Origin of the sequence: Pseudomonas sp. 382 (genome assembly GCF_002759075.1) — a bacterium.
GTDB lineage: Bacteria > Pseudomonadota > Gammaproteobacteria > Pseudomonadales > Pseudomonadaceae > Aquipseudomonas > Aquipseudomonas vlassakiae.
Genome location: NZ_PEMX01000002.1, coordinates 100,807 through 122,181 on the forward strand (window position 1 = coordinate 100,807; position 21,375 = coordinate 122,181).

Consider the following 21,375-nt stretch of genomic DNA (forward strand, 5'->3'; position numbering starts at 1 on the left):
GCTTGTGTGCGCCTACTTTTATGGAGTACACCATGCTGGCACTGGAACGTATCGAGTTTCTCGACCAACAAGTCGTGGCGCTGCTAAGCGCCTTGCCGAACCCCGACCCGCTCACCCAGACCCGCCAGCAACTGCATGCCGAACTGGCGCAATTCTGGGCCGATGCCGATAGTCAGGGCCGCTCACGGCGCATGCGCCTCACCGACCTGCGCCGGGCTTTGATGCATGCCGAACTTGACCTGCGCCTGGGCGACCAGACACTGGCTGCCGAGCAGGCCGACCTGCTGCGCGGTTGCCTGGACCTGCCTGCGCCCTGGCAACGCCACCACCAGCCACTCGCACGCCGTGCCCAGGTCTATCGCCCGGTGCTCAGCCGCAACCGCCCCCACTGGCGGTCAGCGCTGCCCGGCATGTTCGTGGTGCTGGCCGGCCGCCCGGAAGGCGAGCAGCTAGACGGCCAACAGGCAACCGGGCCGGCACTGCTGTGCGGCACCGCTCAAGGGATCGAGGCCTACCCGTCACTCACCGCGTTGCACCAGGAGCTCTGCGAGCGCCTTGATGATCCCATCCAGAGCAGGCCCCTTCTGCGCCTGCTGGTCGACCCGCAGCGCGAGCGCAACGCCTGCCTGGCCGACCGCCTGCGTTATGAATGGTACGCCGACGACCCGGTCCAGGCGCAGGTCGACAGCCTGCTGGAGGCACAGCGTCAACGCCTTCAGCAAAGCTGGACGAACACGCCCACCCTGCCGATCACGGCCGAGGCGTTGCGCAAGGCCATGGCCCTGACAGACGAGGCTGGCAAGCAAGCATTACTCGACACCCGCTATTCACTGCTACTGGAAAAAAACCTGCCCAACTGGCTGCGCTCGGCCAGCGAGCAAGGGCTCACCCATATCATGCAAACCATGCAGCTGCTGGTGGCAGCCGCCGATAGCGTCGCCACTGCCGGCATACTCACCTTTGCCCAGTTCCGCCAGAAGCACACCCTGCGCAACTGGGCCAAGGACAGAGTCGAGGAACGCTTGCGCAGCGACCTCGGCCTGACCTACCCGGCCAGCGACATCCTGGTGCATGTGGTCCATACCCGGCAGGTCGGGCCACATATCAACCCCTTCCACCCCTCCAGCTTCATCACCTGGCGCGGCGTACAGAAAGTCGGTGGCGAACTGATCGAAACCATCAAGGAAAGCTACCCACTGGATGAGCTGGCGCTGCGTAACGTGAGCTGGTTCGACTATGACTACTGGCTGACAGCACGGGCCGCCCACCGCCATGGCAAGCCGCTGCCAGCGGCACTGACTGCGAGCTACCTGAAGGCCCTGGTGAGAAGCCTCAGCGTCGGTGGCAGCTATACCGAATTTCTGCAAAAACAGCTGATCGACGCTCCCCTGGGGGCCTGGCGGCTGAACGCCCATGCCAAGGTCAACCGTGCCCGCATGGAGGCCGAGTTGGCCAAGGCACGTTACGCCAGGCACCTTGCCAGCGACCACTCGGAACGCGACTACCGCTGGGTGCGAAAGGTGCTGGATTACCCGCACAATGCCCTGCGCCCACCTGTCGACGGGGTGCGTGTCACCGTGCACCAACTGACGATCAACAACCATACCGTGCAGGGCGTGCTGCTGCTCGACAGCCAAACGGCCGGCGTACGCTCGTTCGTCCTGTATACCCCCGATGCCCCTGACCGACGCGCCTGGCGCAGCCTGGCCAGCGCACGCGCGCTGCTGCGCCTGCTGCGCCAGAAAACCAGCCTTATGGATTACACGCTGGATCGCCTGCCACAGTTACCCAGGGAAGAGGCCCGGCGCCTGTTCATCAGGGGTGGCCTCGGTACAGCGCTACACATGCCAGCCGTTGACGATGACCTGTTCCATGCCTATTACCTGTCCATGGCACGCGGGTTGATTGCCGTCGCAGACGCCAATAGCCGCACCACCGCAGAGGCCGATGTGCAACAAGGAATCGATCTGGCCTGGCGCCTGCTCGATCTGGTCAGCCTGGCACTGCCCGCCCGCGCGTTCATCCCCCTCTCGCTGGGGCGAATGGTGATCGAGATCTGGGGTGGCGCGCAGGCCTATCGCCAAGAGGACATTGATGGCGTGCTGCAGCACACCTACAACGCCCTTAGCCATGCCAACGATGCGGGTACCAGCCTGGCCGCCACCGGCCTGATGCGGCGCGTGCTGCGCGGCGTGCCGTCACAACCGCCGCTGCCATTGCCCTCGCGCTACAGCGTGACGCCCACGGTGGATAACCTGCGCTTCCGGATCGACGGCATCTACGCCGAAGGGGTCTATGAAAAGGCCTCCGAGTTCGAAGGGCTCAGCCAGTACTACATCCAAGATGCCCAGCAGCGCTACTACAAGGTGGCCTTCGACGGCCAGCGCTGGCGGGTAATCGACCCGGTACAGCCAGACGCCTACCTGCAGCAGCCGGTAAAACGCCTGGCCAGTGGCAACTGGGTCATTGACTCGCCGGTGCTGTGGTACGACGGTGTGCCCGACCTGGCCCAGCTACTCGCCGAGTGCCGGCTGCCGGAAACCCTTGAAGGTGAAGCGTTCGAAGCCATCGATGGCCTGCACCAGGCCGACGAGCAACTGTATCTGCAGACCCAAGGAGGGCAGCTTCCCCTGCGCCGGCACCTGCTTGCCGACCGCTACCACCTACCGATCGCCCAGGCCGAGACAGCGGGAGTAGTACCCTGGGCGATCCTGCGCTGGCGCGACGGGCAGTGGCGAATTCGTGTGCGTCAGGCAGGACGCAGCAGCGACTGGCTGGCCCTGCCCGAGTCTTACTCGGTCAGCCTCGGCAGCAGGCGGTCCAGTCGTTGATGCAGCGCGCTGCCACTCGGCCAGTTACGCAACAGCCGCGCCCGGTCACGGGCGTAGGCCGGGGCAAAACTGAGCTGGGTGGCGTGCTGGCACATGGCGTCGAGGTCGATCAGCGACCACTGGCCCTTGTCCCAGAACAGGTTGTGACCTTTGAAATCGCCATGGCTTATGCGCTCGCGCATCAGCTGCTGCATCACGTGTACCAGCGCATCGACCTGCTCTTCAGGGGCATCGCCGTTGTCCACATAGGGCGCGAAGCAGGCGGTGAGGTCCGGGCCATCGATGTATTCGGTGACCAGGTAGGCGCGGCTGCGCAGGCCCATCACCCGCTGTTCCAGCACCGCCAGCGGGCGCGGCGTGGCGATGTCGAGGAATTCCAGGCGATGCCCTTCTATCCACGAATGCCAGGCCCGGCTCGGGCGCCAGAAGCGCTTGAACCAATGGGCGGTGTTCTTGATGTTGTAGCGCTTGAGCACTAGCTTGCGGCCGTTCACTTCGATACGCGCCACACTGGCCGCACCACCGGTCTTGTACAGGTGGCCCTGGTCGATCAGTGCATCCGCCTGCTCGAGCACCGGCAGCATGGCCTCCACCTCGTTGCGGCGGATCACGCGCAGGCCTGACAGGCTGCGCTCGACACTGAACAGGCTGCACTCGCGGCCAGCCTTCTCCAGGTAATCCTTCTGCCGCCAGCTGCGCACCTTGTCCACCTGCTTCAACAGCGCTTCCAGCGGCAGCGCGTGCTCGGCGTTGGCCAGCAGGTAGTGCACCAGCAGCTCTTCGATGAACGGCTCCAGGCGCTTGGGCAACTGGGCGAAGAACACCCCGAGATTTTCCAGCACACGCGGGCGCGACAACTGCTGGCCGGGTGTCTCGGCCTTGATGCCGGCGCCGTCGATCAGGTACAGCTTGCCGCCGTGGCGCAGCAGGTTGTCCAGGTGCAGGTCTTCTTGCCACAGGCCCTGGGCATGCATGTGCGCCACGGCAGTCAGGGCTTCGCCCAGTACCAGGTGCTGCTCGTCAGCCAGCACCGGCAGGCTTTCCACCGCCGCCCAGGCATCGGCCAGGCTTTCAGCGCCATCGAGGAATTCGAACAGCAGCCAGCCACCCTCGCCTTCCTTGAGGCCGTCGGCCAGCAGTTGCGGCGTGGTCAGGCCCTCTTTGGCCAACAGCTTCACGCCATCCAGTTCGCGCTGGAAATGCCGCGCGGCATTGCCACCGACCAGCAGCTTGGCCAGCACCGGGGTGCCACGCCAGATGCCAGCGCCGACATAGCGCTGGCCGGGCAGCACCCGCAGCAGGCTGAGCAATTGCAGGTCAGCCGGGCCAGCGGCATCGGCCAGCGTGATGCTCAACGGCAGCGCCGGGCTGCGCCCGGCGTCTTTGAGTTCGGACAAACGCATCAGCGGGCCTCTTTTTCACGACGGCGTTGCGTCAGGCGTTGCAGCCAGGTGCCGACCAGGGCGCTGTCGCCAGGCTGCTGCAGGTAGGCCGCCAACAACTGGCGCACGTCCGCCTCGCTCCAGGCCCCGGCACGTCGCAGCAGCGGCTCCAGGTCGCGCAGGCGGTCACGCATGCCGAACAGCAGCGGCCGGGTCTTTTCCAGGTCGATCAGTTGCGCTTCCCAGCCTTGGCGCCGTTGGCGCAGGAAGATGTGCTTGGGATAGAAGCAGCCGTGCACCAGGCCTGCACCGTGCAGGGTGCGCGCCAGCTGGCCGCAGGCCTTGAGGATCCCTGCCCGGGCGTCATCGGCAAGCTGTGGCCACTGAGCCAGCAAACCTTCGAGGTCGCTCCACTCGTCCAGCGCACGGGTCATCAGGATTGCCCGGTGCTTGCCGTTCTGCTTGCGCTCGCCGTAGAACACGGCCTGCAAGGCCGGGATGTGCAGTTTGTGGTAACGGCTGATGTTACGGAACTCGCGAGCGAAGGTCGGTTCGCCAAACGGCCGGTGCAAGGTGCGGGTCAGGTAATCGCTCTGGCGCTTGAGGTAATAGCCTTTGCCCTCCAGCTCCAGGCGATAGACGCTGCTCCAGCCGCCGCGGCCGGTGTTGGGTTCGTCCACGGCGTCGAGCTGCAGCGCCCACAGCGCTTCGAAATCGTTCAAGCCATGGCGTTTGAGCAACGCGAGGTCCGCGCTGGCCAGGTAATCGGTCATTCCCTTCCCTCGAAGAAGCTCAGCACCTGGCGAATGCGCCGCTTGTCGCGCACATTCAGGCGCTGACGCCCACGGTACTGCAGATAGAAACGCAGGCGCTGGGTCGCCGACAGATGATATTTAGCCACCTTGTCCAGGCACGCCAGGTCTTTGATCATGCGGTGGCGCCACATGAAGCCGCGCCAGAAGTCGCCGGTCGGGCAGTCGATGAAGAACAGCGTACCGAGGTCGTCGACCAGCAGGTTGCGCCACTTCAGGTCGTTGTGGGCAAAACGGTGTTCATGCATCACCCGGGTGTGGCGCGCCAGCTGACGGCTCAGCTTGTCGACCCAGACCCGGTCGGCCAGGCGTGGGTCGTTGCGCTCGGCCAGCGCCGAAAGGTCTTCGGTACGCGGCAGCTCGCGGGTGATCATCGCCCCCCGGCCAAAAGCCAGGCCCTTGCGTTCCAGGCCCCAGGCCACCACCTCGGCAGTGGGAATTTCCCACTTGGCGAACTGCTTGAGGTTCTGCCATTCGGCCTTGATGCGTGGCCGGCCCAGGTAGCGGCGCATGTGCTTGCCAGCGCCGGTGTAACGCTTGACGTAGTAGTTGACCCCGTCACGCTCGACGCGGATAACCTCGCTGAGCGGGTCACGCGTGAGGTGTTCGCCCTTGAGGGCAAAGACCGCATCGAGGCTGCCGAAGTCCGACGCCAGATGTTCGTAGCCTGGCGCCAGTGTCCAACTCGCCATCAGAGTGCATCCCCATAGCGTTGCTTGCGATCGTAGAGTTTCTGCGCCTTGCGCTCGAGCCAGGCGAGCAGCGCGGCCTCCTCGGCCAGAATCTGCCGCAACGGGCGCTTGAAGTAACCGCGCAGGAAACGCAGCTTGTCACGCCGGGTAAGGCCGATGTCCAGCGCCGAGAAGTACAGCGCGGCCAGGTCCTTGTCGCGCCAGCGGCGGCTGATTTTCGCCCGGGTCTGGGCGCGATGCAGGTCGATGACCGACAGTTTGAAGTCTTCCGGCGTCACCGGCCGGTCGGTGTGCAGCAGGAAGTGGCAGATGTAACAGTCTCGGTGGTTGACCCCGGCGCGGTGCATGCCGCCAGTCATCTTTGCCACTTCAGCGATCAGCGCACGCTTCAGGCGTGGTTCGGGCGGCTGCCTGACCCAGTCGATGCTGAAATCTTCCAGGCTGATGGTAGGCGCCAGCTCTTCGGTGACGATGAACGAATGCTGGCTGGCCGGGTTGCTGCCACGCTCGCCATAGGCCACCGCGGTCATGGTCGGCACGCCCACTTCATGCAGGCGCTGGATGGCCTGCCATTCCTGGCCGGCACCGAGTACCGGCAACTTGGCAGTGAGCAGGTTCTTGAAGATCTCGCCCCAGCCGATGCCACGGTGGATCTTGACGAAGAAGCCCTCGCCATCGACCTCGGTACGCAGCGTGCGACGGCCTTCCAGCTCGCGATAGACCTCGCCTTGCAGCGCTTCCACGGCCTCGAAGGCGTCCCGCCCGGCCCACAGATGCTTGAAGGGTTCGGCCAAAATCAGCTTCATGCGTTCTCCTGCCCCAGAATCACATCGGCAGCATGCTGCGGCATGCTGTACAGGTCGGCACTGTCGGCAAAGGCCAGGCCGTTGCGCGACCAGCCGGCGCGGGCCTGCCCGTCTTCAAGCATGCGCTGCAGGCAAGCATTGAGCTGCTCCTGCTCGAACGGCTCGTCCAGCACCAGGCCGCTGTCGGCCTCGGCGATGTAGTGAGCGTAACCGCAGACCTTGGACACCAGCACCGGCAAGCCGGCCACCAGCGCTTCGAGCAGCACCGTGCCGGTGTTCTCGTTGTAGGCCGGGTGGATCAGCAGGTCGGCACCCAGCAGGAAGCGCGGGATGTCGCTGCGGCCCTTGAGGAACTGCACCTGCTCCCCCAAGCCCAAGGCGGCGCTCTGCAACTGGAACACCTTGGGGTCGTCCTGGCCGATGACCATCAGCCTGGTGCGTTTGCGCAGCGCCGAGGGCAGCGCGGCCAGGGCTTTGAGGCTCCGATCGACGCCCTTGGTCTTGAAGCCGGAGCCGATCTGCACCAGCAGCAGGTCGTCATCGCCGAGGTTGAATTCCTTGCGGAACTCGGCGCGGATCTCGGCGGCGTTGGCCGGCGCGCGGCGGTCCTGGGAGATGCCTGGCGGCAGCAGGTGGAAGCGTTCCACCGGGGTGCCGTAGTGCTTGATGAACAGCGGCTGCTGCACTTCGGAAATCATCAGCACTTCGGTGCGCGCGTCCTTGGCGAACACGGCACGTTCGTACTCGGCAAAATGCCGGTAGCGGCCCCAGCGGCGGTACAGGCCGCCGCGCAGGGTCTGCGCCTTGTCCTCGAAGCAGCCGTCGGCGGCGTAGTAAACGTCCAGCCCCGGCATCTTGTTGAAACCGATCAGGCGGTCGACCGGGCGCTTGGCCAGGTCCGCGGCCATCCAGGCGCTGAGCTTCTCGTTGCGGCGATGGTTGAAGATCGCCTTGACCGGCGCCACCAACACCTCGAAGCCCGGCGGAATGTCACCCTCCCAGATCAGCGTGTACACGCGGATCTGGTGGCCCCGCTTCTGGCATTCCAGGGCAATGCGCATGAAATCGCGCTGCAGCCCGCCGAAGGGGAAATATTTGTAAAGCACGAAAGCCAGTTGCATCAACGAACATCCTCAGCCAGCAGCAGCGCGCTCAGGCGGCTCGCTACATGCTCGGGATTCAGGCGAGTGAAGCACAGCGGCCACTCGCGTTTCAGATCGAACCGGCGCAGGTCGTCGGCGCTCGGTTTGTAGGTGCATTTCTTTTGCAGGCAGGGGGCGCAAGGCCAGTCACTGGCCTGGTGAATCTGAGTCCGTCCGTAGGCGCCGGTCAGGCCTGGGTTGGTCGGGCCGAACAGCGAAATGGTCGGTACGTCCAGCGCTGCAGCCAGGTGGCCGAGGCCGGTATCCACCGCCACACAGGCCTTGGCCGCCGCCAGCACACGGGCGACGCCGGCAAGGTTCAATCTGGGGAGCACCTGGCAGTTGTTCAAGCCCTGGGCAATGCGCTCGGCACGGGCCTTTTCGGCGGGGTTGCCCCAAGGCAGGCGTACCTGCAGCTTGCGCCGGCCCATGCGCTCGGCCAGTTCACGCCAGTAGGCTTCAGGCCAGTGCTTGGTCGCCCAGGTGGTGCCATGCAGAAACACCACGTAAGGCGCAGCCGGCGGCAATTGCAGGCGGTCGAGGTCGAGACCGTACTGGCCGATGCCTTCCGGCAGGTCATAGGCCAGGGCCATGGCGAACAATTGTCGTACTCGCTCCACGGCATGCTGGCCAACGGCGACCGACAGCGGCCGGTCATAGAACCGGCTGGCCCAGCCTTCACGGGCCGAATAGCGGTCCAGCCCGGCGACCGGGGCCTTGACGTAGCGGGTCAGCCAAGCCGACTTGACCAGGCCCTGGGCATCGATCACCAGGTCGTACTGGCGCTCGCGAACGCGCTGCTTGAACGCCTTCCATTCGCCGCTCTTGAGGGTCTGCCAGAGATTCTTGCGCCAGCGGCGGATCGCCACCGGGATGACTTGGTCGACTGCCGGGTGCCAGCTGGGTATCTCGGCAAAGCCTTCTTCCACCACCCAGTCGAAACGGATGCCCGGGATGGCATGGGCGGCGTCGGTCAGCGCCGGCAGGGTGTGGATCACATCACCCAGCGACGAAGTCTTGATGATCAGTACCCGCACTTAGTCGACCTCGGCCACGGTATCGATCAGGTTCGGACCACCCAGGCTGTGCAGGGCGGAGATCACTCTGCCCGGCTCCAGCAGGCGCAGGCAGTTGTAGTGGCCGAAGCGGCAGGTGCGGTCAAAGCACGGGCTGCACTCGATGCCGGTGCGCACCACTTCCACCTGTTCGGCCAGCGGCGGCGTGAAGCCAGGCGAAGTGGAACCGTACACCGCGACCAGCGGGCGGTTCAACGCCGCCGCCACGTGCATCAGGCCAGAGTCGTTGGACACCACGGCATCGGCGCAGGACATCAGGTCGATGGCCTCGGCCAGCGAGGTTTCGCCCGCCAGGTTGTACGACTCTTCACGCAGGCCCGGTATCAGGCGGTCGCGGATCTGCTCGCCGACCGGGTGGTCGTTCTTCGAGCCGAACAGCCACACCTGCCAGCCCTGGCGGGTCATCGCATCGGCCACAGCGGCGTAGTGCTCGCTCGGCCAGCGCTTGGCCTCACCGAACTCGGCGCCCGGGCACAGCGCCAGCACCGGGCGGTCCAACGCCAGGCCGAACTTGGCCAGGGCGGCTTCGCGGCTCTGCGCTTCGATCTGCAGGCTTGGCCGCGGATACGGCTGCGGCAGCTCGGCACCGGGTGCGTAGGCCAGGGCCATGAAACGTTCGATCATCAACGGGTAGCGGGCCTTGTCCAGCTTGCGCACGTCGTTGAGCAGGCCGAAACGCATTTCACCGCGCCACCCGGTGCGCTTGGGAATGCCGGCAAAGAACGGCACCAGTGCCGACTTCAACGAGTTGGGCAGCAGGATGGCCTGGTCGTACTGGCCGGCCAGGGACTTACCGATGCGCCGACGCGTAGCCAGTTCCAGCGCGCCGTGGCCGAGCGGGAAGCTCAAGGCCTGACGCACTTCGGGCATGCGCTCAAGGATCGGCCGGCTCCACTCGGGCGCCAGCACGTCGATCACGCAGTCGGGGTGCTGCTGTTTCAGGCACTGGAACAGGGTCTGCGCCATCACCATGTCGCCGACCCAGCTGGGGCCAATGATCAGTATTCTCATGCTTAGTCCAGAAACGCTCGGGGAGGCTACAGGCTGCATACAGCCTGGCCTCCCCTCTTTATATTCAGGCTATGTGGCGGACAGTGTACCACTGGGGAACCGCTGGGGCCGCTTCGCGCCCCTTTCGCCACACAGGGCCGCTCCTACAAGGGAATGCGATCGCCTGTAGGAGCGGCCTTGTGTCGCGAAAGGGCCGCAAAGCGGCCCCGACGATCTCAAGTCAGTCCCAATTCGCCCCAGATCCGCCGCACTTCGCGACGCTCATCGGCAAATTGCGCCGCATCGATCACCCCGGCCTGCTTCTGCAGGGCCTGGCGATGCGACGCCGAGCGGAACGCCTTGTACACCTCACGCAACAGCACCGCGTCACTGGCCGGCATCAACCTTGCCTGCTCCAGTTCTTCCAGAATGCGGATGTTATCGGTCCATCGGAGTATGGCCGGGTGCTCGTGAGACCAGGCCAAAGCGGCGTATTGCACCATAAATTCGATATCGACGATACCGCCGGCATCCTGCTTGATATCGAACGCCACACCGGCATCGAAGGCATTGGCCGCAGTGCCGGCAAGGGTGGCCTTGGTGCCGAGGTTGTCGCGCATCTTGGCACGCATCTCGCTCACTTCGCTGCGCAACTTGCCCAGGTCACGGGGCTGGCCCAGGACCTTGGCGCGCACGCCCTCGAATGCCGTCGCCACCTGCTTGCAGCCCACCAGCACACGGGCGCGCACCAGGGCCTGGTGCTCCCAGGTCCAGGCCTCGCTCTGCTGGTAGCGCTCGAACGCCCCCAGCGAACTGACCAGCAACCCCGCCGCGCCAGACGGGCGCAGGCGCATGTCGACGTCGTACAGCTGGCCGGAGTTGGTCTGGGTAGTCAGCAAGTGGATGATGCGCTGACCCAGGCGGGTGAAGAACTGCGCACTGTCGATCGGTTTGGCGCCGTCGGTTTCCGCCTGCGGGTCGCCATCGTGAATGAACACCAGGTCCAGGTCCGAGCCATGGCCCAGCTCCAGGCCACCGACCTTGCCGTAGCCGATGATGATGAAGCCTGGGTCACACAGGCTACCGTCGCTGCGCCGGGGCTGACCATGGCGGGCCACGGTCTGGCGCCAGGCCAGGGCCAGCACCTGATCGAGTATGGCTTCGGCCAGCCAGGTCAGGTAGTCGCTGACTTTCATCAACGGCAGGTTGCCGCTGATTTCCGACGCTGCCACACGCAGGCTATGGGCCAGCTTGAAGTGGCGCAGCGCTTCCATCTGCTGTTCCAGGTCGTCCTCGGGGATGCGCGTCAGCCGCTCGCGCAGCTCGGCAGCCAGCTCCGGCGCCAGTGGTGGGCTGAACAGGCGGCCTTCGTTGAGCAGTTCATCGAGCAGCAACGGGTAGCGAGCAATCTGCTCGGCGATCCACGGGCTGGCCGCACACAGGGTCAGCAAGCGCCGCAAGGCACCCGGGTTTTCGGTGAGCAGCACCAGGTAGGCCGAGCGCCGTGCCACGGCCTCGACCAGCGGCAACACCCGCTCCAGTACCAGGTCCGGGTTGTCGTGTTCCACAGCCTGGGCCAGCAGGCGCGGGATGAAGGCATCCAGGCGCTCGCGGCCGATGCGCTGCATCGAACGCAGCTGCGGGCTGGCGCGCAGCGCTGCCAGGCGGCGCAAGGCTTCGGTCGGTTGCTTGAAACCGGCCTCTTCCAGCTGGCGACCTGCGGCTTCTTCATCCTGGGCCTGTTCCCACAGCGGTGACCACTCGCCACCGACCACCAGCTCGCCTTCACCTTCGTCCTCATCCGGGTCGGCAATGACCTGACGGAAGTGCCAGTCGACCCGGCCGCGCCAGTACATCAACTGATCGTGGAAGCTCTGCCAGTCGGCAAAACCAAGCATATAGGCGACACGCGCACGGTCGAGTTCGCTATCGGGCAGCATCTGTGTCTGGCGGTCGGCGATGGCCTGGATGGCGTGTTCGGTGTAGCGCAGGAATTCATAGCCTTCGCGCAGTTCTGCCACCACGGCGGGCGGCAGGTAACCCTGGCCCTCCAGGATTGCCAGCACCTTGAGCAATGGCCGCAGTTGCAGGCTCAGGTCACGGCCACCGTGAATCAGCTGGAAGGCCTGGGCGATGAACTCGACTTCGCGGATGCCACCAGCGCCCAGCTTGATGTTGTCGGCCATGCCCTTGCGCCGAACTTCCTGCTGGATCAGCTGCTTCATGGTGCGCAGTGCTTCGATCGCAGAAAAGTCCAGATAACGCCGATACACGAACGGTTTCAGCATTTCCTGCAGTTGCGCGCCAGCGGCCTGGTCACCGGCCACCACCCGCGCCTTGATCATCGCGTAGCGTTCCCAGTCGCGGCCCTGGTCCTGGTAGTACTGCTCCAACGCATTGAAGCTGAGCACCAGGGCGCCGGCCGAGCCGTAGGGGCGCAGGCGCATGTCGACACGGAATACAAAGCCGTCGACGGTCACCGGGTCGAGCGCCTTGATCAGGCGCTGGCCCAGGCGGGTGAAGAATTCCTGGTTTTCCAGCGAGCGCTTGACCCCTTCGGTTTCACCGCCTTCGGGGAAGGCGAAGATCAGGTCGATGTCCGACGACAGGTTCAGCTCCACCGCGCCCAACTTGCCCATGCCCAGCACCACCATGTGCTGCGGCTGGCCGCTACGGTTGCCGATCGGCGTGCCGAACTGCTGGCAGTGGCGCGGGTACAGCCACTGGTAGGCTTCGTCGATGGCCGCATCGGCGAGGTCGGACAGGTCGCGGCAGGTCTCGCCCAGCTCGGCCTGGCGGGTAATGTCACGCCAGATGATGCGCAGCTGATGGCGATTGCGCTGGCGACGCAGGTTGCGCGCCAGCTCGTCCTCGCTCTGCGCGGCCTGGGCTGCAGCGGCGATCTGCCCGCGAAGCTCGCCCGGTGCGTAACGGCGGTCCAGTTCACCGCTGGCGATCAAAGCGAACAGCATGGCCGGCTCGCGCTGGGCAACGCCGAGGACAAAATCACTGGCGGCGGCGACCTGATCGAACTGTTGCCGGTGCCACGGCGTCCAGGTGTTCAGGTCGAGGTCAGCGTGGCCTGCCACGGCATCGCGCAGGAACTGCTGGTTGCGAACGACCAGCGGTTGCAAGGATGCAGGCAGTTCGAGCGGCAAAGGTAGGCGCATGGTCTATCCTTGATCGGCGTGAAATGGAGGGGAAAAAGCGGCCAAGAGGGAGCCAGACCTCGGTTGGACTGTCATACAAAAGTTGGAAATAGCTGAAAAAAACGAAACATTGGCAAGAAACATCAAGATCCACCTGTTCGCGACACACCGCCAACCAACATGAACGTTTTTCCTCACAAGCCGAGGTGCGACCAAACGTCGCATTTGTGTAGTTTTACTACTACCCGTGACGTGCAAAAGCATGAAATGCCGAAGCAAATGTAGTAAAACTACACGGCGCCGGGAGACACCCCGGTAATCCAAGAATTCACGACGTCTGCCCATAAGGCCAGTCGCAAACTCAGGCCCCCGATTCTGGTGGCCTTTCCGCCCTGGAGCAAGCCATGCAAGACCTCGATCCAATCGAAACCCAGGAATGGCTGGATGCCCTGGAGTCGGTCCTCGACAAAGAAGGCGAAGACCGCGCTCATTACCTGATGACCCGCATGGGCGAGCTGGCCACCCGCAGTGGCTCCCAGCTGCCGTACGCGATCACCACGCCATACCGCAACACCATCCCTGTCACCCACGAAGCACGCATGCCTGGCGACCTGTTCATGGAACGCCGCATTCGCTCGATGGTGCGTTGGAACGCGCTGGCCATGGTGATGCGCACCAACCTGAAGGATTCGGACCTGGGCGGCCACATCTCCAGCTTCGCTTCCAGTGCCACCCTGTACGACATCGGCTTCAACTACTTCTTCCAGGCGCCGACTGAAGAGCATGGCGGCGACCTGATCTTCTTCCAGGGCCACGCCTCGCCAGGCGTCTACGCCCGTGCCTTCATGGAAGGCCGCATCAACGAAGAGCAGATGAACAACTTCCGTCAGGAAGTGGACGGCAACGGCCTGTCTTCGTACCCGCACCCATGGCTGATGCCTGACTTCTGGCAGTTCCCGACCGTATCCATGGGTCTGGGCCCGATCCAGGCTATCTACCAGGCACGCTTCATGAAGTACCTGGAAGCCCGTGGTTTCATCCCGGCCGGCAAGCAGAAGGTCTGGTGCTTCATGGGCGACGGCGAGTGCGACGAGCCGGAATCCCTGGGCGCAATCGCCCTGGCCGGCCGCGAGAAGCTGGACAACCTGATCTTCGTCATCAACTGCAACCTGCAGCGCCTCGACGGCCCGGTTCGCGGCAACGGCAAGATCATCCAGGAACTCGAAGGCGTGTTCCGTGGCGGTGGCTGGAACGTCAACAAGGTGGTCTGGGGCCGCTTCTGGGACCCACTGTTCGCCAAGGACACCAACGGTGCCCTGCAGCGCCGCATGGACGAAGTCATCGACGGCGAGTACCAGAACTACAAAGCCAAAGACGGCGCGTACGTTCGTGAGAACTTCTTCAACACCCCAGAGCTCAAGGCCATGGTCGAAGACCTGTCCGACGACGAGATCTGGAAGCTCAACCGTGGCGGCCACGACCCGTACAAGGTCTACGCGGCCTACCACCAGGCGGTCAACCACAAGGACCAGCCAACCGTCATCCTGGCCAAGACCATCAAGGGTTACGGTACCGGTGCCGGCGAAGCCAAGAACACCGCGCACAACACCAAGAAGGTCGACGTCGACAGCCTGCGTCACTTCCGTGACCGCTTCGACATCCCGGTCAAGGATGCGGACCTCGAGAACCTGCCGTTCTTCAAGCCTGAAGAAGGTTCTGCCGAAGCCAAGTACCTGGCCGAGCGCCGTGCTGCCCTCGGCGGTTTCGTGCCACAGCGCCGTGCGAAGAGCTTCAGCGTACCGACCCCGCCGCTGGAAACGCTGAAAGCGATCCTGGACGGTTCGGGCGACCGCGAAATCTCCACCACCATGGCCTTCGTGCGCATCCTGGCGCAACTGGTCAAGGACAAGGACATCGGCCAGCGCATCGTCCCGATCATCCCGGACGAAGCCCGTACCTTCGGTATGGAAGGCATGTTCCGCCAGCTGGGCATCTACTCGTCGGTCGGCCAGCTCTACGAGCCAGTCGACAAAGACCAGGTGATGTTCTACCGCGAAGACAAGAAGGGCCAGATCCTCGAGGAAGGCATCAACGAAGCCGGCGCCATGTCGTCGTTCATCGCTGCCGGTACCTCGTACAGCTGCCACAACCAGCCGATGCTGCCGTTCTACATCTTCTACTCGATGTTCGGCTTCCAGCGCATCGGCGACCTGGCCTGGGCTGCCGGCGACAGCCGCACCCGTGGCTTCCTGATCGGCGGTACCGCCGGCCGTACCACCCTCAACGGTGAAGGCCTGCAGCACGAAGACGGTCACAGCCACATGATGGCGGGCACCATCCCGAACTGCCGCACCTACGATCCGACCTACGGCTACGAGCTGGCGGTGATCATCCAGGACGGCATGAAGAAGATGACCGAAGAGCAGCAGGACATCTTCTACTACATCACCGTGATGAACGAGTCCTACCAGCAGCCAGCCATGCCGGCCGGTGTCGAGGAAGGCATCATCAAGGGTATGTACCTGCTCGAAGAAGACACCCGCGAAGCCGCGCACCACGTACAGCTGATGGGCTCCGGCACCATCCTGCGCGAAGTCCGCGAAGCCGCGAAGATCCTGCGTGAAGAGTTCAACGTCGGTGCCGACGTGTGGAGCGTCACCAGCTTCAACGAACTGCGTCGCGACGGCCTGGCCGTGGAGCGCGCCAACCGCCTGAAGCCTGGCCAGAAGCCACAGCAGACCTACGTCGAGCAGTGCCTGAACGGTCGCAAGGGCCCGGTCATCGCGTCCACCGACTACATGAAGCTGTTCGCCGAGCAGATCCGCCAGTGGGTGCCGAGCAAAGAGTTCAAGGTCCTGGGTACCGACGGTTACGGTCGCAGCGACAGCCGCAAGAAGCTGCGTCACTTCTTCGAAGTCGACCGCCACTTCGTGGTGCTGGCTGCCCTGGAAGCCCTGGCTGACCGCGGCGAGATCGAACCCAAGGTTGTGGCTGACGCCATCGTCAAGTTCGGCATCGACCCGGACAAGCGCAACCCACTGGACTGCTGAGGAGTATTTTTAAGTGAGCGAACTCATTCGCGTACCTGACATCGGCAGCGGTGAAGGTGAAATCATCGAGCTGTTCGTCAAGGTCGGTGACCGTATCGAGGCTGACCAGAGCCTGCTGACCCTGGAGTCCGACAAGGCCTCCATGGAGATCCCGGCGCCCAAGGCCGGCGTGATCAAGGAACTGAAGGTCAAGCTGGGCGACCGCCTGAAAGAAGGCGACGAGCTGCTGGTCCTGGAAGCCGAGGGCGCCGCTGCTGCGGCCCCTGAGGCTCCGGCTGCTGCCGCTGATCCAGCCCAGGCTGCTGCGCCGGCTCCGGCCGCCGAAGCCGCCCCTGCTCCGGCCGCAGCCCCGGCTGCCGCCAGCGTGCAGGACATCCACGTGCCAGACATCGGCTCGTCGGGCAAGGCCAAGATCATCGAAGTGCTGGTCAAGGTCGGCGACACCGTCGAAGCCGACCAGTCGCTGATTACCCTGGAGTCCGACAAGGCCTCCATGGAAATCCCGTCGCCGGCTGCCGGCGTGGTCGAAGAAGTCCTGTGCAAGCTGGAAGACGAAGTCGGCACTGGCGACCTGATCTTCAAGCTCAAGGTGGCTGGCGCAGCGCCTGCTGCTGCCCCGGCTCCAGCCGCCGCTGCACCTGCCCCGGCTGCCGCGCCTGCCGCGACCGCTCCGGCTGCTGCTCCGGCCGCAGCTCCGGCGCCGGTCGCTACCGCACCGGCTGCCGGCAGCAACGCCAAGGTTCACGCAGGCCCGGCTGTTCGTCAGCTGGCCCGTGAATTCGGTGTCGACCTGGGCGCAGTGGCCGCCACCGGTCCGCACGGCCGCATCCTCAAAGAAGACGTGCAGGTCTACGTCAAGGCGATGATGCAAAAGGCCAAGGAAGCCCCGGCAGCCGCTGGCGCTACCGGCGGCGCTGGCATCCCGCCGATCCCGGCCGTGGACTTCAGCAAGTTCGGTGAAGTGGAAGAAGTGGCCCTGACCCGCCTGATGCAGGTCGGTGCCGCCAACCTGCACCGCAGCTGGCTGAACGTGCCGCACGTGACCCAGTTCGACTCCGCCGACATCACCGAGCTGGAAGCCTTCCGCGTTGCGCAGAAGGCCGTGGCCGAGAAGGCTGGCGTCAAGCTGACCGTGCTGCCACTGCTGCTCAAGGCCTGCGCCTTCCTGCTCAAGGAACTGCCGGACTTCAACAGCTCGCTGGCGCCAAGCGGCAAGGCCATCATCCGCAAGAAGTACGTGCACATCGGCTTCGCCGTGGACACCCCGGACGGCCTGCTGGTCCCTGTGATCAAGAACGTCGACCAGAAGAGCCTGCTGCAACTGGCTGCCGAAGCCGCTGCACTGGCGGAGAAGGCGCGCACCAAGAAGCTGTCGGCCGACGACATGCAAGGTGCCTGCTTCACCATCTCCAGCCTCGGCCACATTGGCGGCACCGGCTTCACGCCGATCGTCAACGCGCCGGAAGTGGCGATCCTGGGCGTCTCCAAGGCGACCATGCAGCCGGTCTGGGATGGCAAGGCCTTCCAGCCGAAGCTGATGCTGCCGCTGTCGCTGTCCTACGATCACCGTGTGATCAACGGCGCTGCCGCCGCGCGCTTCACCAAGCGCCTGGGCGACGTGCTGGGCGATATCCGCACCATGCTGCTGTAAGGCGGCACACTGCCCCTCCGCGGAGGGGCAGCACCCTTTTCGAGCTGCCACGCTCGTACCTCAACCCCGCCAAATGGCGGGGCTTTTTTTTTGCCTGTGGAAAAGCCGGGAGGGCAAAGCGGCGCCAAATTCTCAAGGCAAATTAAGGATTTCAGCCAGGCGGCCGAAAACATATACATGACAGCCCTCATGGCCGCTTGCCAGCCTCAGGGACATGATGCAACCTTGCCAGATACGCCGCCGTCCAGGCCGCGTCCCCTTCAAGCGAGTCTTCGATGAAAAGCCAACCCGATGCCGCCAGCCGTGTGGCGGCCGAGGTCGTGACGCAGCTCCCCGTGCCCTCGCGGCTCGGCATGCTGCGTTTCGAAAGGCTGAACGAAGCCAACTGGGCGATGCTTTACCTCGATCCTGCTTGCGAACGCCAGTTCGGCTTGCCCGCTGCCGAGTTGTGTGCGCTGATCGATGCGCCCTATGCCAGCCTCATGGAGCCCGAGGCCCGTTACCGGCTGCACGATGAAATCCAGCTGCAACTGAGCAACCGCGGCTACTACCGTGTGCGCTACACCCTGCACACCCAGGCCCGCGCGCTGCGCCTGCTGGAAGCCGGCGAGACATTCAAGCAGCACAACCGCCAGCTGCTGCGCGGCTTCCTCACGGTGCTGGATGACGACGACAGTGACCTCGACACCGACGACCTGGAATCGCGCAACAACCGCCTGCAACTGGCCCTGCAGGTCAACCAGCGTGCCCAGCAGGAGCAGCTTGAGCACCTGGAACGCGTGCGTGCCCAGCAAGACCTCATCCTGCGCCTGGCCCGCCAGCGCTACAGCTCCGAAAACTCGCTGCTCGAAGCCGCCCAGCTGATCACCCGCAGCGCCTGCGAGATCTACAAGGTTGACAGCGCCAGCATCTGGCACCTGGAAGAGCAGCGTCTGGAGCCGATCAGCGCCTGGCTGCGCGACGAGCAGGCGCACCGCCTGCCCGAACCGATCGATGCCAGCCGCTTCCCCGACTACCTGGACGCCCTGCACGCCAGCCGTGCCATCGACGCGCACAACGCCAACCACGACCCGCGCACCCGTGACCTGGCCGAGAGCCTGTATGCCGACAACAACGCCATGCTCGACGCCAGCATCCGCGTCGATGGCCAGGTAGTCGGCGTGTTGTGCCTGGAGCAGACCGGCCAGCCGCGCGCCTGGCAGTCCGATGAAATCGCCTTTGCCGGTGAGCTCGCCGACCAGTTCGCCCAGGTCATCACCAACCACAACCGGCGCACCGCCGCCAGCGCCCTGCACTTGTTCCAGCGGGCCGTGGAACAAAGCGCCAGCGCCTTCCTGCTGGTCAACCGCGACGGCGTGGTGGAGTACGTCAACCCAAGCTTCACCGCCATCACCCAGTACAGCACCGAGGAAGTCCAGGGCCACCACCTGGCCGAGCTGCCCGCCCTGGAAAACCTCAGCGAGCTGCTGTTCGACTCGCCGTCGAGCCTGGCCATGGGCAACAGCTGGCAAGGCGAATTCAAGAGCCGGCGCAAGAACCTCGAACCTTACTGGGGCCAGCTGTCGATCTCCAAGGTGTATGGCGACAACCGAGAGCTGACGCACTACATCGGCATCTACGAAGACGTCACCCAGACCAAGCTGGCCCAACAACGCATCGAGCGCCTGGCCTACACCGACAACCTGACCAACCTGGGCAACCGCCCGGCATTCATCCGCAAGCTCGACGAGCGCTTCGCCCGCGACAGCGAGAACCCGATCTGCCTGCTGCTGGTGGACATCGACAACTTCAAGCGGATCAACGACAGCCTCGGCCACCAGACCGGCGACAAACTGCTGATCAGCCTGGCCCGGCGCCTGCGTAACAGCCTGAGCGTCAACGGCGTGCTCGCCCGTTTCGCCAGCAACGAGTTCGCCGTGCTGCTCGACGACACCGGCCTGGAAGACGGCCAGGGCGTAGCCCTGCAATTGCTGCGTACCCTCGACAAACCGATGTTCGTCGACAACCAGCTGATCAACGTCACCGCCTCGGTGGGCCTGGCGTGCGCGCCGCTGCACGGCAGCGACCCGACCACCCTGATGAAGAACGCCGGGCTCGCCCTGCACAAGGCCAAGGCCAACGGCAAGCACCAGGTGCAGGTGTTCACCGAAGTGCTCAATGCCGAAGCCAGCTACAAGCTGTTCGTCGAGAACAACCTGCGCCGCGCCCTGACCCAGAACGAGCTGGAGGTGTTCTACCAGCCCAAGCTGTGCCTGCGCAGCGGCCGCCTGCTTGGCCTTGAGGCCTTGCTACGCTGGAACCATCCCGAGCGCGGCATGATCCGCCCGGACCAGTTCATCAGCGTTGCCGAGGAAACCGGCCTGATCATCCCGATTGGCAAGTGGGTGGTGCGCCAGTCGTGCCGCATGAGCCAGCAGTTGCAGCAAGCCGGCATGGGCTGCCTGCACGTGGCCATCAACCTTTCGCCCAAGCAGTTCTCCGACCCCGACCTGGTGGCCTCGATCGGTTTGATCCTCAAGGAAGAAGGCCTGCCCCCGCACCTGCTGGAGCTGGAACTCACCGAGGGCCTGCTGCTGGAAGCGACCGAAGACACCCACCGCCAGCTCGACGAGCTCAAGGCCCTGGGCCTGACCCTGGCCATGGACGACTTCGGCACCGGTTATTCGTCGTTGAGCTATTTGAAGAAATTCCCGATCGACATCATCAAGATCGACCGCAGCTTCATCAACGAGATCCCCGACAACCAGGACGACATGGAAATCACCTCGGCGGTGGTGGCCATGGCCCACAACCTCAAGCTCAAGGTGGTGGCCGAAGGGATCGAGACGCCGGCGCAGCTGGCGTTCCTGCGTCGGCACCGATGCGATGTCGGCCAGGGCTACCTGTTCGACCGGCCAATCCCCGGCCGCGAGCTTGAAGAAAAACTCAAGCGCTACCCGCGCGGTCCAATGGCCTGACAGCTGCGCAAAGCTCGGGCACTATAGAACCCATTCGGGCCCTTTCGCCGGCACGCCCGCTCCCACAGGGACACCACAACCTTCGAAACCTGTGCTGTACCTGTGGGAGCGGGCGTGCCCGCGAATGCCCCAGCCCCTATCTACCTGACATACAGAGGAACGGCCATGGTCCTGCGTTCGGAAATCCTGGTGAACAAAAACGTCATGCCAACCGCGGAGCAAGCCCTGCCTGGCCGCGAAACGCCCATGCAGCTGCCCGAATTCCACTACGTCTTCAAAGACACCCCACTGCTCGGCCCGTTCTTCGACGGCGCCATCGATTTCGCCATCTTCGGCCTGGGCTGCTTCTGGGGCGCCGAGCGCCGCTTCTGGCAGCGAGAAGGCGTGGTCAGCACGGTGGTCGGCTACGCCGGTGGCTTCACCCCGCACCCGACCTACGAAGAAGTCTGCTCGGGCCTGACCGGCCACACCGAGGTGGTGCTGGTGGTGTTCGACAAGGACAAGGTCAGCTACCGCGAGCTGCTGGCGATGTTCTGGGAGCTGCACAACCCGACCCAGGGCATGCGCCAGGGCAACGACATCGGCACCCAGTACCGCTCGGCTATCTACTGCACCAGCCCGGAACAGCTGGCGCAAGCCAAGGCCAGCCGCGACGCCTTCCAGGCCGAACTGAGCAAGGCCGGCTTCGGCGAAATCACCACCGAAATCGACCAGGCGCCGACGGTGTACTTCGCCGAGGCCTACCACCAGCAATACCTGGCCAAGAACCCGGACGGCTACTGCGGTATCGGCGGCACCGGCGTGTGCCTGCCTCCGAGCCTGCAGGGCAACTGAACC

13 protein-coding genes are annotated in these 21,375 nt (G+C 64.5%); 5 read left to right on the forward strand and 8 right to left on the reverse strand.

Going from position 1 to position 21,375, the window contains the following annotated elements; genetic code table 11:
- The first annotated feature begins 32 nt into the window (after window positions 1–32).
- The gene (locus CQW31_RS03415; RefSeq protein ID WP_099813755.1) at window positions 33–2,831 is read left to right on the forward strand and encodes a dermonecrotic toxin domain-containing protein; all 2,799 of its coding nucleotides are present in this window, start codon (window positions 33–35) and stop codon (window positions 2,829–2,831) included.
- On the opposite strand, the gene CQW31_RS03420 is transcribed toward CQW31_RS03415, so the two are convergent.
- The 8 genes from CQW31_RS03420 to glnE form a co-directional block, all read right to left on the reverse strand.
- Window positions 2,792–4,234: a lipopolysaccharide kinase InaA family protein gene (locus tag CQW31_RS03420; RefSeq protein ID WP_099813756.1), complete on the reverse strand. Its 1,443-nt coding sequence runs from the start codon at window positions 4,232–4,234 to the stop codon at window positions 2,792–2,794. The genes CQW31_RS03415 and CQW31_RS03420 overlap by 40 nt on opposite strands.
- Window positions 4,234–4,986: a lipopolysaccharide kinase InaA family protein gene (locus tag CQW31_RS03425; RefSeq protein WP_099813757.1), complete on the reverse strand. Its 753-nt coding sequence runs from the start codon at window positions 4,984–4,986 to the stop codon at window positions 4,234–4,236. Before CQW31_RS03425 ends, CQW31_RS03420 begins: the two co-directional genes overlap by 1 nt.
- On the reverse strand, window positions 4,983–5,717 hold the full coding sequence (locus tag CQW31_RS03430) for a lipopolysaccharide kinase InaA family protein (protein ID WP_054886012.1): 735 nt from the start codon (window positions 5,715–5,717) through the stop codon (window positions 4,983–4,985). The genes CQW31_RS03425 and CQW31_RS03430 overlap by 4 nt, the downstream gene beginning before the upstream one ends.
- The gene (gene rfaP / locus CQW31_RS03435) at window positions 5,717–6,523 is read right to left on the reverse strand and encodes a lipopolysaccharide core heptose(I) kinase RfaP (protein ID WP_099813758.1); all 807 of its coding nucleotides are present in this window, start codon (window positions 6,521–6,523) and stop codon (window positions 5,717–5,719) included. The genes CQW31_RS03430 and rfaP overlap by 1 nt, the downstream gene beginning before the upstream one ends.
- Window positions 6,520–7,644: a glycosyltransferase family 4 protein gene (locus CQW31_RS03440; protein ID WP_054886014.1), complete on the reverse strand. Its 1,125-nt coding sequence runs from the start codon at window positions 7,642–7,644 to the stop codon at window positions 6,520–6,522. The genes rfaP and CQW31_RS03440 overlap by 4 nt, the downstream gene beginning before the upstream one ends.
- A complete protein-coding gene (gene waaC / locus CQW31_RS03445; RefSeq protein WP_099813759.1) occupies window positions 7,644–8,702 on the reverse strand; it encodes a lipopolysaccharide heptosyltransferase I in 1,059 nt (352 codons plus the stop codon). The genes CQW31_RS03440 and waaC overlap by 1 nt, the downstream gene beginning before the upstream one ends.
- Window positions 8,703–9,752, reverse strand: coding sequence for a lipopolysaccharide heptosyltransferase II (gene waaF, locus CQW31_RS03450; protein WP_099813760.1), 1,050 nt, complete (start codon window positions 9,750–9,752; stop codon window positions 8,703–8,705).
- Window positions 9,753–9,967: 215 nt separating this feature from the next.
- Window positions 9,968–12,901 carry a bifunctional [glutamate--ammonia ligase]-adenylyl-L-tyrosine phosphorylase/[glutamate--ammonia-ligase] adenylyltransferase gene (glnE, locus tag CQW31_RS03455; RefSeq protein WP_099813761.1) on the reverse strand — a complete coding sequence of 978 codons (2,934 nt, stop codon included), beginning with the start codon at window positions 12,899–12,901 and terminating at the stop codon, window positions 9,968–9,970.
- A gap of 383 nt (window positions 12,902–13,284) precedes the next feature.
- Here glnE and aceE point away from each other — a divergent pair, with 383 nt between their 5' ends.
- The 4 genes from aceE (at window position 13,285) to msrA (ending at window position 21,372) form a co-directional block, all read left to right on the forward strand.
- On the forward strand, window positions 13,285–15,930 hold the full coding sequence (aceE, locus tag CQW31_RS03460; protein ID WP_054886018.1) for a pyruvate dehydrogenase (acetyl-transferring), homodimeric type: 2,646 nt from the start codon (window positions 13,285–13,287) through the stop codon (window positions 15,928–15,930).
- Between the two features lie 13 nt (window positions 15,931–15,943).
- Window positions 15,944–17,581, forward strand: coding sequence for a dihydrolipoyllysine-residue acetyltransferase (gene aceF, locus CQW31_RS03465; RefSeq protein WP_099813762.1), 1,638 nt, complete (start codon window positions 15,944–15,946; stop codon window positions 17,579–17,581).
- A 275-nt stretch (window positions 17,582–17,856) separates the two neighbouring features.
- The gene (locus tag CQW31_RS03470) at window positions 17,857–20,538 is read left to right on the forward strand and encodes a bifunctional diguanylate cyclase/phosphodiesterase (RefSeq protein ID WP_099813763.1); all 2,682 of its coding nucleotides are present in this window, start codon (window positions 17,857–17,859) and stop codon (window positions 20,536–20,538) included.
- Between the two features lie 165 nt (window positions 20,539–20,703).
- A complete protein-coding gene (msrA, locus tag CQW31_RS03480) occupies window positions 20,704–21,372 on the forward strand; it encodes a peptide-methionine (S)-S-oxide reductase MsrA (RefSeq protein ID WP_099813764.1) in 669 nt (222 codons plus the stop codon).
- Window positions 21,373–21,375: the final 3 nt, after the last annotated feature.